The organism is Streptomyces sp. NPDC098789 (assembly GCF_044759975.1).
GTDB lineage: Bacteria > Actinomycetota > Actinomycetes > Streptomycetales > Streptomycetaceae > Streptomyces.
Genome location: NZ_JBIWAJ010000029.1, coordinates 15,485 through 31,032, shown reverse-complemented (window position 1 = coordinate 31,032; position 15,548 = coordinate 15,485). Strand labels below are relative to the sequence as shown.

15 protein-coding genes are annotated in these 15,548 nt (G+C 73.3%); all 15 read left to right on the top strand.

The window, feature by feature from the left end; all coding sequences use genetic code 11:
• Window positions 1–87: 87 nt before the first annotated feature.
• The 15 genes from ACIQWR_RS37655 (at window position 88) to ACIQWR_RS37585 (ending at window position 15,461) form a co-directional block, all read left to right on the top strand.
• A complete protein-coding gene (locus tag ACIQWR_RS37655) occupies window positions 88–1,608 on the top strand; it encodes a phage tail sheath family protein (protein WP_404019450.1) in 1,521 nt (506 codons plus the stop codon).
• Between the two features lie 50 nt (window positions 1,609–1,658).
• Complete coding sequence (locus ACIQWR_RS37650) at window positions 1,659–2,102, top strand: phage tail protein (protein ID WP_404019448.1); 444 nt, start codon at window positions 1,659–1,661, stop codon at window positions 2,100–2,102.
• Window positions 2,099–2,494, top strand: coding sequence for a hypothetical protein (locus ACIQWR_RS37645; protein WP_404019446.1), 396 nt, complete (start codon window positions 2,099–2,101; stop codon window positions 2,492–2,494). The genes ACIQWR_RS37650 and ACIQWR_RS37645 overlap by 4 nt, the downstream gene beginning before the upstream one ends.
• Complete coding sequence (locus ACIQWR_RS37640) at window positions 2,488–2,646, top strand: DUF6760 family protein (RefSeq protein ID WP_404019597.1); 159 nt, start codon at window positions 2,488–2,490, stop codon at window positions 2,644–2,646. The genes ACIQWR_RS37645 and ACIQWR_RS37640 overlap by 7 nt, the downstream gene beginning before the upstream one ends.
• Before the next feature lie 33 nt (window positions 2,647–2,679).
• Window positions 2,680–5,358 (top strand): DUF4157 domain-containing protein, encoded by a 2,679-nt coding sequence (locus tag ACIQWR_RS37635; protein ID WP_404019443.1) that lies wholly within the window; start codon window positions 2,680–2,682, stop codon window positions 5,356–5,358.
• Window positions 5,359–5,434: 76 nt separating this feature from the next.
• On the top strand, window positions 5,435–5,887 hold the full coding sequence (locus ACIQWR_RS37630) for a phage tail protein (RefSeq protein ID WP_404019440.1): 453 nt from the start codon (window positions 5,435–5,437) through the stop codon (window positions 5,885–5,887).
• Between the two features lie 37 nt (window positions 5,888–5,924).
• A complete protein-coding gene (locus ACIQWR_RS37625; protein ID WP_404019438.1) occupies window positions 5,925–6,389 on the top strand; it encodes a phage tail protein in 465 nt (154 codons plus the stop codon).
• Between the two features lie 51 nt (window positions 6,390–6,440).
• A complete protein-coding gene (locus ACIQWR_RS37620) occupies window positions 6,441–7,169 on the top strand; it encodes a hypothetical protein (protein WP_404019435.1) in 729 nt (242 codons plus the stop codon).
• Window positions 7,166–9,061: a VgrG-related protein gene (locus tag ACIQWR_RS37615; protein ID WP_404019432.1), complete on the top strand. Its 1,896-nt coding sequence runs from the start codon at window positions 7,166–7,168 to the stop codon at window positions 9,059–9,061. Before ACIQWR_RS37620 ends, ACIQWR_RS37615 begins: the two co-directional genes overlap by 4 nt.
• A 130-nt stretch (window positions 9,062–9,191) precedes the next feature.
• Window positions 9,192–9,557, top strand: a complete 366-nt coding sequence (locus tag ACIQWR_RS37610) for a GPW/gp25 family protein (protein ID WP_404019595.1) — start codon at window positions 9,192–9,194, stop codon at window positions 9,555–9,557.
• Window positions 9,557–11,512, top strand: coding sequence for a putative baseplate assembly protein (locus tag ACIQWR_RS37605; protein WP_404019429.1), 1,956 nt, complete (start codon window positions 9,557–9,559; stop codon window positions 11,510–11,512). Before ACIQWR_RS37610 ends, ACIQWR_RS37605 begins: the two co-directional genes overlap by 1 nt.
• Window positions 11,509–12,057 carry a phage tail protein gene (locus ACIQWR_RS37600; RefSeq protein ID WP_404019426.1) on the top strand — a complete coding sequence of 183 codons (549 nt, stop codon included), beginning with the start codon at window positions 11,509–11,511 and terminating at the stop codon, window positions 12,055–12,057. The genes ACIQWR_RS37605 and ACIQWR_RS37600 overlap by 4 nt, the downstream gene beginning before the upstream one ends.
• Entirely contained in the window at window positions 12,054–13,775 is a 1,722-nt protein-coding gene (locus ACIQWR_RS37595; protein WP_404019423.1) for an NADase-type glycan-binding domain-containing protein, read from the top strand. Before ACIQWR_RS37600 ends, ACIQWR_RS37595 begins: the two co-directional genes overlap by 4 nt.
• Before the next feature lie 141 nt (window positions 13,776–13,916).
• Window positions 13,917–14,597 carry a response regulator transcription factor gene (locus tag ACIQWR_RS37590; protein ID WP_404019420.1) on the top strand — a complete coding sequence of 227 codons (681 nt, stop codon included), beginning with the start codon at window positions 13,917–13,919 and terminating at the stop codon, window positions 14,595–14,597.
• A gap of 342 nt (window positions 14,598–14,939) precedes the next feature.
• Window positions 14,940–15,461, top strand: a complete 522-nt coding sequence (locus ACIQWR_RS37585) for an ATP-binding protein (RefSeq protein ID WP_404019417.1) — start codon at window positions 14,940–14,942, stop codon at window positions 15,459–15,461.
• Window positions 15,462–15,548: the final 87 nt, after the last annotated feature.

Genomic DNA, 15,548 nt, shown 5'->3' with positions numbered 1-15,548 from the left:
CTGGGTCCGATCGGCGCTCCCGGGCACCGCGCCCGGCTTGACAGCATCGGCTCACAGCAGCGTTCCGCCCCATTGACCGGAGGTCCCATGCCCAGCTACCTCTCCCCTGGCGTCTATGTCGAAGAGGTGTCCTCGGGCTCGAAGCCGATCGAGGGAGTCGGAACGGCCGTGTGCGCCTTCGTCGGCTTCACACAGAAGGGTCCGGTCAACGATCCGGTCCTGGTGACGAACTGGACCCAGTTCGTCGCCGCGTTCGGCGAGTTCACCGAAGGCTCCTACCTCGCGCACAGTGTGTACGGCTACTTCCTCAACGGCGGCGGCAGCGCCTACGTGGTGCGGCTGGAGACCCCGCGGGGCGAGGAGACCGAGGCGGGCGCGGCGAGCGCGGTCCTGGCGGGCGGCGCCGACGGGCGGCGCGGTGTGCTCGGGGTGCGCGCCCTCGCTCCCGGGACCCAGGGCAACACCCTCGGCGTCGAGGTGGTCGCGGGCGACGGCGACTCCTTCACCCTGATCGTCAAGCGCGACGGCCAGGTGGCGGAGACCTTCGAGGGCCTGACCGCGGGCAAGGGCCCGCGGGCCGTGGCCGAGACGGTCCGGCGCGAGTCCCGTCTGATCGCGGTGCAGCAGTTGGAGGCCGCTCCGCCCGCCGCGGCGGCGAGTCGGCTCGCCGGCGGTGTCGACACCCGCGCGCAGCCGGCCCGGCTCAACCCCCAGGTGTTCCTCGGCTCCACCGGCGACCGCTCGGGCATCGCCGGGCTGGAGGCCATCGACGACATCACCATGGTCGCCGTACCGGACCTGATGGCCTGCCTGCGCGGCGGCCTGCTCGACCGTGACGGGGTCAAGGCCGTCCAGCTCGCGATGATCGCGCACTGCGAGCTGATGGGAGACCGGGTGGCAGTGCTCGACGCCCCGCCGGACCTCAACGCGCAGCAGGTGCGGGAATGGCGGGTGGACGAGGCCGGCTACGACTCCAAGTACGGCGCGCTGTACTGGCCCTGGCTCAAGGTGCTGGACCCGATCACGGGCAAGCCGGCCCCGATGCCCCCGAGCGGTCACGTCGCCGGGGTGTGGGCGCGCAGCGACGACACGCGCGGCGTGCACAAGGCGCCCGCCAACGAGGTGGTGCGCGGTGCGCTGTCCCTGGAACTCGCGCTCACCCGCAAGGAACACGACCAGCTCAATCCGCTCGGCATCAACTGCATCCGGGCCTTCCCGGGCCAAGGCATCCGGATCTGGGGCGCACGGACGCTGAGCAGCGACCCCGAGTGGCGCTACCTCAATGTGCGGCGGCTCTTCAACTTCGTCGAGAAGTCCATCCTCTCGGGCACGAGCTGGGTGGTGTTCGAGCCGAACGACCCGAAGCTGTGGGACTCCGTCAAGCGGACGATCACGATGTTCCTGCGGGGCGTGTGGCGTGACGGCGCTCTCTTCGGCCGTACCCCGGAGGATGCCTTCTACGTGAAGTGCGACGAGGAGAACAACCCCGCCGAGGCGCGTGAGCAGGGGATCCTCACCGTCGAGATCGGTGTCTCGGTGGTGAAGCCGGCCGAGTTCGTCGTCTTTCGGATCTCGCAGTTCGCCGACGGCGCCTCCCTCGACGAATAGCCCCCGGGCCGCGATCGCCGCCCCCACGTCATCCAGGAAAGGAGCCGCGGATGTCCGTCAACCACGACGCGCTCACCGCTGCACGGTTCTCCATCACGATCGACGGGTACGAGATCGCCTCGTTCTCGGAGCTGTCCGGCATCACCACGGAGGTCGAGGCGGTCGACTACCTGTCGTCGAACGACAAGGAAGTCATCTTCAAGAAGCTGCCGGGAAAGGCCAAGCCGCCGACGGTGGTCCTCAAACGGGGCAAGAGCAGTGGCCTGGAGCTGTGGGCCTGGCACCAGAGCGTGCTCTCGGGTGAGATCAACGTCGCGCGCAAGAGCTGCTCCCTCGTCATGTACAGCTTCGACGGGACCCCGGTGGCCCGCTACTACCTGTTCTCGGCCTGGCCCGCCAAGCTGGAGGTCGGGGCGCTGAAGGCCGGTGCGAGCGAGGTGCTCATGGAGACCGTGACCCTGGTCTGCGAGCGCCTCCAGCGGGTGGCGCCGTGAGCGGCGCGGGCCCCGTCGAGGCCCTGTCGACCGAGTACCCGTTCGTCCTGCCGCGGGGTTACGTGGACTCCTCGGGCACGGTGCACCGCGACGGGGTGATGCGCCTGGCGACGGCCCGGGACGAGATCGCGCCGCAGGCCGATCCCCGGGTGCGGAACAACCCCGCCTACCTGACCGTCCTGCTGCTCGAACGCACGGTGGTCAGCCTCGGCACCCTGCCCGAGACCGCCGGGTACGTCATCGAGAACCTCTTCGCCTCGGACCTGGCGTTCCTCCAGGACCTCTACCGCCGCATCAACCAGGACGGCCGCACCGAGGCCGAGGTGAACTGCCCCTCCTGCGGTCACGACTTCACGATCGACGTGGCCGGTGATGCGCCGGGGGAATCCTGACGTACGCCACCGACCGCCTCTGGGAAGAGGTCGCGTACGTGGCGTACTACCTGCACTGGCCCTTCGAGTCGATCCTCGATCTCGAACACCCCGTCCGCCAGCACGTCATCGCGGAGATCGGCCGGATCCACCGCACGCTCGCGGACGACTGACCGACGCCGGCCGCCCCGGGAGAGGCACACACCATGATCTGGCCCCTGCGCCGCACACGACGCACGACCGCCGCGCCGGCCGCGCCGGACCCGATGCCCGTGGCGGACGGCCGGGCGCACGCCACGGGCGACGCCGCCTGGTCGCGGGCCGCGCCCCTGCGGACGACCGGCTCCGCCGTGCACGCGCCCACGATCGCCGCGCCCCCACTGGCGGCTCCCGCGGGCGGGCTCGTACAGACGCCGCTGCGCCCGGTGCCCGCCCCGTCGGCGGCGCAGCGCCCGGCCGGCACGATCACCGGGATCGTGGGCGTCCGCCGTCACCCGAGCTCCCCGCGCCCCGTGCCCGAACCGCCGCTGACGGAGGGCTCCGCGCTGCCCGCACCACCCGCGAAGCGCCGGGCCCGTTCCGTCGACGCCGCGCCGGCGACCGCCCCGCTGGTACGGGCCGACGGTCCGTACGTCGGCCCGCCCAGACCCGCCGCGCCGGTCGAACCCTCCCCGCCGTGGATGCGCGGGATCGTCCCCGGGATGTCCATGGAGCAGGTCTCCGCGATGTTCGGTGACGCCGCCGCGAGCCTGGCGTCGCGCTCCGGCACCCCGGTTCCGGCCGCTCCTGCCGCGGCCACCCGCCCCGGTCCGGCCGGGCCGGCGGGCGGTCCGGGTCACGCACCCCGCCCGCGGCCCTCGCTCGCCGAGAGCCGCAGGCAGGCGGCCGTCGACCCGCCGGGCCGCGAAGCCCCACCGGCCGCTGCCACCGCCCCGGCCACCCCGGCGCAGCCTCGGCGCTCCGACCCCGCCACCCCGGACGGGCCCGGAGCGGCTTCCGTGAGCGGCCCCGCCGCCGCCCCGGACGCGTCGTCACCCGCGCCGGTACGAGGGGGTCCCGCGTTCCCCGCTCCGTCCGCGCCCACGGGCGGCGCCGCACACACCTCCCACCCGCTCGGTTTGCGGCCTCCGCTGGCGCACGGCCCGTCGGCGCGCCGGCCGGCCGTACCGGACGCCGCCGGGGAGGGGGAACGCCCTCGGGACCGCGCCCCGCAGGGCCCCGCCCCGCCGGTTGCGGGGCCCGCGCCCACCGCCGTGGTGCCGCGCGACATGGCCTCCGCCTTCGCCCTCCTGTACGGGGTGGACGTGTCCGCGATCCCGGTGCACCGCGGCAGGGGCGCCGCCGAGCGTGCCTCCGGCATGGCCGCCCGCGCGTTCACCGAGCAGGGCGTGGTCTTCCTGCCCGAGGAAGCCGGGCCGATGGAGGACCGACGGGTCCGCGGACTCCTCGCTCACGAACTGACGCACGCCGTACAGCAGCGCCGACACGGATCTGCGCTCCCGGCGGAGAACACCGCCTCCGGGATCGAGATGGAGCGCCAGGCAGTGGCGGCCGAGCAGCACTTCCGCGAGGAGCCCGGCGCCCCGGCCCCGGAGCCGCTCGCGGCCGCGTGCGAGCACCCCGCCGCCACGGAAGCCGCCGTCCGGTCGATTTCCTGGACCCCGGACGGGGGCATGGTGGGCGGCGGCGTACAGCGCGCCTCGACGAGCGAGATCACCCGGAAGTTCTTCGACGAGCTCAACGAACTGCGCTCCGAGCTGGGCGATTCCCGGCGCGTGTCGTCCGTGTCGGAACTGGACAGGGAGCAGCGCATCGCCCTCGAACTGAGGCTGCGCAAGGCCGGCGCCACGGAGGACGAGGACGAGGGGGCCGGTCAGGTGCCGAAGCGCCCCCTGGACTGGGCCGAGGTGTTCGCCCAGTCCGCCTCTTCCCTGACGGGCGACGCGCTGCGGCCCTTCTACTCGCGGACCAAGGAAGAGCAGCGCAAGAGCCGTGACGAATGGCGCCGTTGGGCGCTGGGCAGTTCTTCGGACGCCGACCAGGCCCACGCGTACGCGGACCATCTGGACGCCGAGGAGGACCACGGGGGCGAGAGCGGCGAACGGCGGGCCACACCGCCCGGTCCCACCGGGGAAGGAGGGTCCCCCTCGCTCCCCGGCACGGGCGCGACCGACGACCTCTACGCGCGGATCGTCGCCCGGCTGGAAACGGACGGGCTCCTCCCACCGGGCAGCGGGGCCAGGGCATCCGGCAGGACCGGGCCGCCGGAAACGGCGGCGGCCTTCCCCGGTACGGCCTTCGCGGCCCTAGGAGCCGGCGCGCCCGCGGGCCCGCTCCCTCCCGTCGGCGTTGCTCCCGGGGCACCCGGGGCACCCATGCCCTCGCCCGCCCCCGGCACCCCTGGACCCGGGCCGTCCGGGGTCCGTCCCGACGCCCCGAAGGAGATCGGCGGGGCGGCTTCCCGGCCCCTGGACCACGCGGAAGTCTTCGCCCAGACCGCCTCGGTGGTCGCCTCGGACCTCCTGCGCCCCTTCTACTCGCGGAGCAAGGAGGAGACGGCCCGGAGCCGGGACGAATGGCGGGAGCTGGCACTGGGGCTGCGCCACCAGCGGGCCACGGCCGCGGAGCGGGCACTGCTGGACCAGGACGACACCCGGACCCCATCGCCCACCGCCGCGGCCGTGGTGGCCGCCGCGGCCGCCCAGCCGACGGCCGCGCTCCTCGCCCCCGCACCTGCGGCGCCCGCTCACCCCACCCTCGCCCAACTGGCCGACCAGTGGGACGAGGTGTCCCTGCGGGTGCTGTCCGGCCGCCTCTACCCGTTGCTCATCGACAGCATCCGCCAGGACCTCATGTCGGGGCAGCAGCGGCACGGAATCCCCTGACCGCACCGACCCCCCGCCGCACCCCGACCCGTCTTCTCCCCGACCCGTCTTCTCCCCGATCCGATAAGGAAGGCCCATGCCGTTCTCCGACAACACCACCCTCGCCCTCGCCAACCGGTTCCAGGTCGTGCTCGACGACGGGAACGTGGACCTGGGCAGCTGGCACCAGTGCCAAGGACTCGAAGTCAACTGGAAGATGGCGGACTACCGGTCCGGTGACGGCGGCAACGACCGCTGGTACTACCCCGGTTTCACCGAGTACCCCCCGCTGAAGCTGACCCGGGCCGCGTGCTCGGACTCGCCGAAGGTCCAGGCGTGGCTGTCGAAGGCGTCCTTCTCCCGGCAGCCGAACACCGGCGCGGTCACCCTGCTCGACCCGTCCAACAAGCCCGTGATCAGTTGGGACTTCAAGTCGATCGTGCCCATGAAGTGGTCGATCGTCGGTTTCGAGGCCGGCACCAGCAAGGTGGCGCTGGAGACGCTCGAACTGATGCACAACGGCTTCCTCAGCGACGAGAACAAGCCGTGACGCCGCTCGCGGCGGTCCGATGCCCGGGAGCCGGCCCATGGCGATGACGCACGACGCCAAGATGGCGCTGAACTCCCGCTTCCACGTGGCCGTGGGCGAGTTCGAACTCGGGGGCTGGGCCAGCTGCCGCGGCCTGGCGGTCACCTTCGAGAACGAGTCCCTCGCGGTCGGCGGATGCTACGACGAGTCCTGGGTGCTGCCCACCCGGATCACGTACTCCACCATCACGCTGGTCCGCGCCATCACTCCGGACGGCACGAGGACCGTGCACGACTGGCTCCGGCGCATGCAGCGGGAGTGGGTCAACAGCGACGACGACCGGGACCGGGGCACCACCGCCACGATCAAGCTGATGGACACCTCGAACAAGTTGAGCGAGCCGGTGTTCGAGTGGACCTTGCGCAGCGTCTACCCCAAGTCGTGGAAGGGCCCGGACATGGACGCCACCAACGCCGGCGTCGCCACCGAGACCCTCGAACTGATCCACCAGGGCTTCCTGTAGCCCTCCCCCCGCCCGGACCCCACCCCGGGCCCTCCGAAAGGGCCGCAGACCATGACCGTGTACGGCAACACCTACGGTCCCGCGGTGCTGATGTGCACCGCGCCACCGATGATCGGAACGGTTCCCTTCCAGCTGAACCCCGAGTCGATCAGCTTCTCCCGGGACGTCCGGGTCTCGGAGAACGGCTCCTCCAGGGGCACCCTGGGCACGGAGTTCAAGTCGGCCGAACCGTCCAGGATCTCGCTGACCGACGTCACCATCCGGGGACTGCACACCAAGGCGCTGTGCGACCAGCTGCTCAACTGGATGTCGCCGGGCTCCGGCCGGCTGGGCCAGATGGTCGGCGGCATGCTCACCAAGGCGACGGGCGGCGAGCGGGACTTCACCAACCGGCTGCCCTGCCTGACCTTCCTGTGGGGCCCGCCGAACCTCGGCTTCTGCTACTCGGTCATGCTCACGTCCGCCAGCATCAGGTACGTCCGGTTCAACGCCGACGCCGTACCGGTGCGCGCCAAGGTCACCCTGTCGATGAGCGAGCAGCCGAGCGTGCTGGGCACCCTGCCCACCAATCCGACGTCGGGCGGCCTCCCGGGCCGGGGCACGTGGACCCTGACCGAGGGCGAGAACCTCCAGGCGGTCGCCCTGTCCGGCTACGGCAGCCCGCACGCCTGGCGCGAGATCGCCCGGGCCAACGGCATCGAGGACCCGCTGCGGGTGCGCCCCGGCCAGGTCGTCTACCTGCCACATCCCGACGAACTGGACGCGGAGGAGGTCCGGTGAGCGGGCAGGCGTCGAGCCCGCACCGGGTCCTGCCGCAGATCCGGGCGGGCTCCGGCCGGGTGGCGGACCTGCCGCAGGCCCTGGCCGACCGGGTGACCCGTGTCGTGGTGGACACCGATCTGCACCTGCCCGACCTGTGCGAGGTCACCTTCCACGAGCCGGATCCGTTGGGCGCCACGGCCGCGGACGAGCGCGGCCTGCGGGCGGGCTGCCGCATACAGATCCTGGCGGCGGCGACCACCGGCGAGGAGGCCGGTGCGGAGTTGTTCTCGGGAGAGATCACCTCCGTGGAGGCGATCTGCCAGAACATGACGGTGCAGACCGTCATCCGCGGCTACGACACGAGCCACCGGCTGCACCGGGGCCGGTCCACCCGTACCTTCCTCAACTCCACCGACGGACAGATCGCCCGCCAGGTGGCCCAGGACGCGGGGTTGGACATCGGCGACGTGCGGACCTCCGGCACCTCGTACGAGCACGTCTCCCAAGTGGCCGAGAGCGACTGGGCGTTCCTGCGGCGCCGGGCCAGGGCCATCGGTTGGGAGACCGGCGTGCGCGAGGGAGCGTTCTACTTCCGCCCGGCGGACGGCCCGGCACGGCCCGCCGGTGGCCCGCGGGTGATCGCCTTGAGCTTCGGCGACAACCTCCTGTCGTTCCGGCCGCGGTTGACGGCCGCCGGACCGGCCCGTGAGGTGGAGGTGCGCGCCTGGGACGCGCACAGCGGGCGGGCCGTGACGGCCGTGGCACCCGTGCGCGACTCCCGCGACGGCCCCACCGGAGCGGTGGTGCCGCACGACTTCGACAAGCCGCTGACCCCGGCGAACCGGCGCCGTACTTCGCGGCCCGACCGGATCGACGTCGTCACCTGCGCGCCGGGAGCCGGAGCGGCCGCCGCGCAGGAGGTGGCGCAGTTGGCCAAGGGGCTGGCCACCCGGCTGGCGGGGACGCGGGGCGAGGCCGAGGGGTGGTTGATGGGCCACCCCCGGGTGCAGGCCGGAACCGAGGTGGAGGTCGACGGCGTGCCGAAGGCCTTCGCGGGGCGTTGGCGGGTCACCCAGGCCCATCACGTCTTCGGGGAGCACGAGGGCTACCGGACCCGGTTCAGCGTCGGTGGCGGCGCGGACCGCTCCCTGTTCGGCCTGACCGCCGGCGGACCCGCGGCGGACCGGCCCGCCCTGGACGGGGTGGTCTGCGCGGTGGTCAGCGACATCAACGACCCGTCCCGGCTGGGGCGCGTACGGCTGCACCTGCCGTGGTTGTCGGAGGACTACGAGTCGCACTGGGCCCGGGTGGCACAGTTCGGCGCCGGCGCCCTGGGCGGGGCGCTGTTCCTGCCCGGCGTGGGTGACGAGGTGCTGGTCGGTTTCGAACTCGGCGACGCGGGGCGCCCGGTGGTGCTGGGGTCCCTGGTCAACGCCCGCAGCGGGTACGCGGCGAACGCGCTCGGCGGACCGGCGGTCCAGCCGAACGGGAAGACCGCCGAGGTGGTGCGCCGGGGCTTCGTCTCGGACCGGGGCAACAAGCTGGTGTTCACCGACGGCGCCGGCGCCGGCAGGACCGCTTCCCGGGTCTCCCTGGGGAACGCCCGGGGGAACCTGTCCCTGGTCATCGACGAGGCGGCCCGCACCGTGACGCTCAGCTGCGACGCCGCGCCCTCGGGGCGCGACGGCCCCCGGGCGCTGACGATCCGCTGCGAGGGCGGCGACGTCACCGTGGACGGCGGTGCGAACGGCACGGTGAAGGTCGTTTCGGGGGCCAAGGGCAAGGTCGTCGTCGAGGGGGGCGAGGTATCGGTGAGCGCCGGCCGCAAGCTCTCCCTGACGAGCCGGGGGGAACTCGACATCTCGGGCGGTGTCGTCAAGGTCAGCGGCACCCCGATCAAGTTGAACTGAAAGGCGTACCGCAGCCATGCCACTCCCTTCCCCCGCCCCCGCCCCCGCCCCCGCCCCCGCCCCCGCGGAAGGACCAGCCGGGCTCCGCCGACCGGTCGCCGACTTCGTCGGAGCCGGCTGGGCCTTCCCGATGCGGACGGACGCGCAGGGCCGGATCGCGCTCGCCCGCGGACGGCACGAGATCGAGCAGGCGATCCACCTGATCCTGGCCACCTATCCCGGGGAGCGGCCGATGCGGCCGCACTTCGGCTGCCGCCTGCGGGACTTCGTCTTCGGGGACACCAGCGGGCGCACCCGGGCCGAACTGTCCACCTCGGTGCGCGACGCGCTCCTCGCGTGGGAGCCGCGGATCGATGTGCACGCCGTGGAGGTGAACAGCGATCCCGACCGGCCCGCACTGCTCTACATCGACGTGCAGTACACCGTGAAGACCACGAACGACCGACGCAATCTCGTCTTCCCCTTCTACGTCATCCCTGAGGAGGGCGACTACTGATGTCCGTGCCGATCCCCCATCTCGACGACCGGCGGTTCCAGGACCTCGTCGACGAGGCGAAGCGCATGGTGATGCGCCGCTGCCCCGAGTGGACCGACCACAACGTGTCGGACCCGGGCGTCACGCTGATCGAGACCTTCGCCTTCATGACCGACCAGCTCCTCTACCGGGTCAACCAGGTGCCCGACCGCCTCTACCTGACCTTCCTTCGGATGCTGGGCTTCGGACTGGCCGCACCGACGGCCGCCCGGGTCGCGGTGACGTTCTGGCTGTCGGCGCCCGCCTCCACCCCCATCGTCCTGCCCCGGGGGACGAGCGCCGCGACCCGCTCCGGCGACGGCCTGGAACCGGTGGTCTTCTCCACCGTGCGCGAGACGGTGCTCCCGGCCGCCCGGCTGGAGCACCTGCTCACGCTGGAGTCCGCCCGCGGCGCCCTCGTCCCCCGCGAGGAACACCTGAGGCTCGACATCGACTTCGAGGCCTTCGGCGAGGGACGGCCCGCATGCGGGGACGCCCTGTTGATGGGGCTCAGCGAGCCGGCTCCGCGGTGTCTGGTGCGGCTGGACTTCCAGTGCACCGTCCAGGGCATCGGCGTCGACCCCGACCGGCCCCCGCTGGTGTGGGAGGCATGGGACGGGAACACCTGGCACGCGTGCGCGGTGCACGAGGACACCACGGGCGGACTGAACCGGCCCGGCCGGGTGGTCCTCCAGTTGCCGCCGCGGCACGAGGCCAGCGTCGTGGAGGGGCGCAACGCCGGCTGGCTGCGGGCCGTGGTGACGGCGGCCTCGGACGACGTGCCCGCGTACAGCTCCTCGCCGATGATCACGTCCCTGAGCGCGGGCGTGGTGGGCGCCACGGTCGCGTCCGTGCACGCCGAGATGATCGAGGACGACGTACTGGGCCAGGCCGAGGGGACACCCGGGCAACGGCTGTCGCTGTCCCGCTCCCCGGTCCTGCTGAACGTGTCCGAGCCCGTACTGGAGACCAGCGGCGAGGACGGCTGGGAACGCTGGACGCGGGTGGAGCACTTCGCCGACAGCGGGCCGCGGGACCGGCACTACGTCCTGGACCCCACCGCGGGCACGGTCGCGTTCGGCCCGATGCTGCGGGAGCCGGACGGCTCGGTCCGCCAGCACGGCGCGGTGCCCCGGCGGGACGCCCAGGTGACGATGCGCTCCTACGCGACCGGTGGCGGCCGGCGCGGCAACGTCGGCGCCGGCGCGATCGGGACCCTGACGTCCGCGGTGCCGTTCGTCACCGACGTCGGCAACCTCCAGCCGTCGGCGGGCGGGATGGACGGGGAGGAACTCGCGGACCTGCGCGAGCGGGCCCCCCTGTTGCTGCGGACCCGCGACCGGGCCGTGAGCGCCCAGGACTTCGAGGTGCTGGCCCGGCAGGCGGCGCCGGAGATCGCTCGGGTGCGGTGCCTGACCGCGGGTTCCTCCGGAGTGCCGGCCGGGTCGGTGAAGCTCCTCGTCGTACCGGCTCCGCCGGGCGGCACGCACGTCCGCTTCGAGCACCTGGTGCCGGCGGCTCCGGTGCTGGAGCGGATCGCGGCACACCTCGAACCGCGACGGCTGCTGGGCACGAACGTGCTCATCGAGCCGCCGCTGTACCGGGCGGTGACGGTGATCGCCCGGGTACGGGCCCGCCGCGGCGCCGACCCCGAGCAGGTGCACGACGACGTGGCAGCAGCCCTGTACGGGTTCCTGGACCCGATCGGGGGCGGCCCGGAGGGAACCGGCTGGCCCTTCGGCCGCCCCGTGCAGACGGGCGACCTGTACGCGCGGCTGCACGCCGTGGCGGGGGTCGATCTGGTCGAGGAGATCAAGCTGTACAGCGCCAACCCGGTGACGGGTGCCCGTGGGGAGCCGACCGAGCGGCTGGAGCTGGATCCCTCCAGCCTGGTGTTCTCCTACGAGCACCACATCCGGGTGGAGGAGACGGAATGAGGGGCGGTGTGGAAGGACTGGCCTCGCCCTACCCGATCGGGGGGCTGCTGCCGTCCGTGTACCAGGAGGACGAGTTCGCCCAGCGCTTCACGGCGGGCCTGGACGACGTACTCGCCCCGGTCATCTCCACGCTGGACTGCCTGGAGCACTACCTGGACCCGGCCCTGGCCCCGGCGGACTTCCTGCCGTGGCTGGCGGGCTGGCTCGGAGTGCAACCGGGCAGCCACCCGGATCCCGCGCGCCAGCGCCTCCTGCTGGCGGCCGCGGGTGACCTCTACCGGCGGCGCGGCACGGCGGGCGGGCTCCGCGACCATCTGGAGCTGGCCTTCGGCGGGTACGTGGAGGTCGAGGACGGCACGGTCGTGACCGTGCGCACGACCGCCTCGCCCCCGGCGGGTCCCCGGGGACCGGCCGGGCCCGGGCGTCTCCTGCTGACCGTGCGGATCGCGCCCGAGGTGCCCGTGGGACACGCCGTCATCGAACGGTTCGTCGCGGCCGCGAAGCCGGCCCACGTCCCCCACGTCGTCGAGGTCCTCACGGAGTGATCGTCTGCCGCAAGTGCGGGTTCCACAACGACGCGGCCGACGCGTTCTGCGGTGCGTGCGGGAGCTTCCTCGAATGGACCGGCCAGAAGGTCGAGCTCGACCTCGGCGCGGAGCGGCGCCAGGAGATCGAGGCCGAGGCGGAGGCGAACAGCCGCCCCGGTCTGATGCATCGTGCCCGACTGCTCTACTCCGACGTCGGCAGGAGCGAAGCGCTACCGGGGCGGACGGGGCCGGCGGGGGTCCCCGGCGCTCCCGGCGGCATGGGCGGCCCCCCCGGCATGCCCGGCCGACCCCCCGGTCCGGGCGGCCCCCCCGGCAGGCCCCCGGGACCGGGCCGACCTCCCGGACCGCCCGGCAGGCCCCCCGGGCCCCCCGGGCTCCCCGGGCTCCCCGGCCCGCCGGGCAGACCACCCGGGCTCCCCGGACCACCGCGCCCGGCCGCGCCCCCACCACCGCCTCCGCCGCCACCGCCTCCTCCCCCGCCACCGCCTCCGCCGCCTCCACCGCCACCGCCTCCGCCGCCTCCGCCGCCACCGCCTCCGCCTCCGCCTCGGGGTGCCGGGGGCGGTACGAGCGCTGCCGCCACGAAACCGGCGGCGGACGGGGCGGACCGGGCGGACCGGGACGCGGGCGACGACTGGCTGAAGAAGGCCCTGGCCGACGGGGACGGGGATCAGGACGCCGAGGAGGACTCGGACGACGACTGGCTGAGCAAGGCCCTGGCCTCCCTCGACGAGGACGCGGACGCGGACTGGCTGACCAAGATCCCGGCCGCCCGGCGCGGCGAGGACGACCAGGACGAGGAGGGGGCGGCGGACGACGCCCCCGAACCCCCGCAGGACCCGCGCGACGAGCCCGAGGCGATGACCCCCCAGGCGGCGCGGCGCCCGGTCCCGGGCAGGAAGCGCCTTCCCCCGCGCCATCACGAGGCCGGGGACCTGCTGTGCCCGGCGTGCGGTCAGGGCAACGAGCCGCACCGGTCGTTCTGCAACCGCTGCGGCGAACCCCTCGCGCAGGAGCAGGTCATCCGTGCCGCGTGGTGGAAGCGGTTCGTTCCGCGGCGGCGCGGCCAGGTCCTGGAGGCGGGCGCCCGCCCGGGCCAGGAAGGCGTCAAGGACAGGCGCCGCATACCGACGCCCGCTTCCATGGCGGGGACACTGCGTACGTTCGGCGGGATCGTGGCCCTGACCATCGCCGTGATCTACGGCGTGCACCCGCCCTTCCGGGAAGCGGTCGGCAACCAGGTGGCCTCGGTCCAGAGCCAGGTGGACAAGATGTTCCACCCCCGCCTGACACCCGTTCAACCGACGCGGCTGACCGCCAGCTCGGAGTCCGCCGACCATCCCGCGTCGATGAGCGCCGAGGGCAACACCAAGACCTATTGGGCCTGGCCGAGGAAGGCGCACCCGGTCACCCTGACGATCGAACTGGGCGAGGCCGTCCCCCTCAACGGCGCGCTCCTGGCCAACGGCTCGGAGGAACGCTTCCGGAACTACTCGCGGGTCAAGCAGCTGAAGGTGTCGTACTCCAACGGCACCGCTCAGGTGGTCGACCTGGAGGACATCCCGCAGCCCCAGCAGATGAAGCTGGACAGCCACGGCAAGGTCAGCGGTGTGGTGCTGGAGGTGCTCTCGTACTACGGCACCGGCACCGATACGGAGGCCGCGCTGTCCGAGGTGGAACTCCAGACGCAGACCGGTGGTTTCGGCTCCTGGTAGGGGCCGGACGGACCGGTCGTTACCCCCGGCGGACCGACCGATCGTAGGACGGCGGCGACGGGGTGCGGGGGGCAGGCTGAAGAACGTGGGCACACAGGTGTCCGCGCCCCATCGGGCCCCCGCCGGAGGCAAGGGATCTCCATGACCCATGTGCTCATCATCGAATCCGACGCGGACGTCCGGCTGCGCCTGGAGACCGGGCTGCGCCGTCTCAAGTACCGCGTGAGCAGCGCGGGAGGTGGCCAGGACGGCATGCGGGCCGTGTTCAGCCAGCGTCCGGACCTGGTGCTCCTCGACCTCGATCTGGGGGACGTCGACGGGCTCGACGTACTGAGGGTCCTACGGACGGCTTCGACGCCCGTCGTCGCCGCCGTGCCGGTGCACGACGAGCAGCGGGCCGTCACGGCGTTGCGGGCGGGCGCCGACGACTGCGTCGGCAAACCGTTCTCGCTGGGCCTGCTGGACGCCCGGCTCGGGGCCCTGGCCCGACGCTGTCGGCCCCGGCGCGAGGTCCCGGCGGTACGCGTCGGCGACCTCGTCGTGGACCCGGCGGCCCATGTGGCGCGGATGGGCGGCCGCACCCTGCGGCTGCGCCCCAAGGAGTTCCGACTGCTGGTCTACCTCGCCTCGCGCGAGGGTCGCGTCATCAGCAGGCGCGAACTGCTGCGCGAGGTCTGGGACGGCGCCGGCGGCTCCTCCAACAGGACCCTCGACGTCCATCTGTGCCTGCTGAGAAGGCAGTTGGGCGAGAGTGCCTCGCACCCCCGCTACCTGCACAGCTTTCGCGGGGTGGGGGTGAAGTTGCACGCTCCGGTGCCATGACGGGCCGTACGCGCGGGCACGACGGACAGTGCGCACACCTGGGCCCAACACCGCGTCAGCGCCGCGTTAACCCACACGTCTCTAGGCTCGACCGCATCCGACTGCCTGCCGGACCCGGCGGCCTCGAGTAGACCGGTCACCCCTCCCATGCACACGTCCCACATGTACACGCCCCACCTGCCCGCGGCCCTGCGCCTGCTCCGTTTCCTGGTCCGCCGTGCCCTGTGGTCCGTCACGCGGTAACCCGGGCACCGCGTGCGGTGGGGCGACCGGGGCGGGCGACGGCATCCGGGCGCCCGTACCGACCCCACCCCCTCTTCCGTCCCTTCCCGCGGAGCCGTCATGCGCCTTCACCCCACCCTCGACCGTCCTTCGCCCGCGCCTCACCGCTTCGTCCACGACCGGATGCTGGTGGTCCTGGAGCACGCTGACCGTCCGGCCCGGCAGGCCCGGCACCTGCTCGCCGGGCAGTTGGAGCAGCTTGGTCTGCTGCCCGCCGAGGACTGCCCGGCCCGGCGCCGCGCCGATGACGCCCTCCTCGTCGCCAGCGAGCTGGTCACCAACGCATGTCGGCACACCTCCGGCCCCACCCGGCTCACCTCGCGCTGGAATCCCGAGAACCACAGCTTCACCGTCTCCGTGTTCGACCCCTCCGGCCAGCTTCCGCGCAGGGCCCCGGAGGAGGAACGCGGCGCGCACGGCGGCTACGGCATGGCGTTGGTGGAGGTCCTCTGCGACCGCTGGAGCGTCACCTCCCGCGAGGCGCGCGGCAAGGCCGTCTCCGCGACGGTCTCCTTCCCGGCTCCGCCGCCCGCACGCAGGGCCGCGCGGGGCGGCCGGCCGGGGGATCGCGCGGACCGTTGATCCTCCGCCGATCCGTGGATCCCGTCGGGTGGCGACGAGCCCCCACCGGTGCGGCGCGAGCCACCCGGCGGGCCCGGACGGAACCTC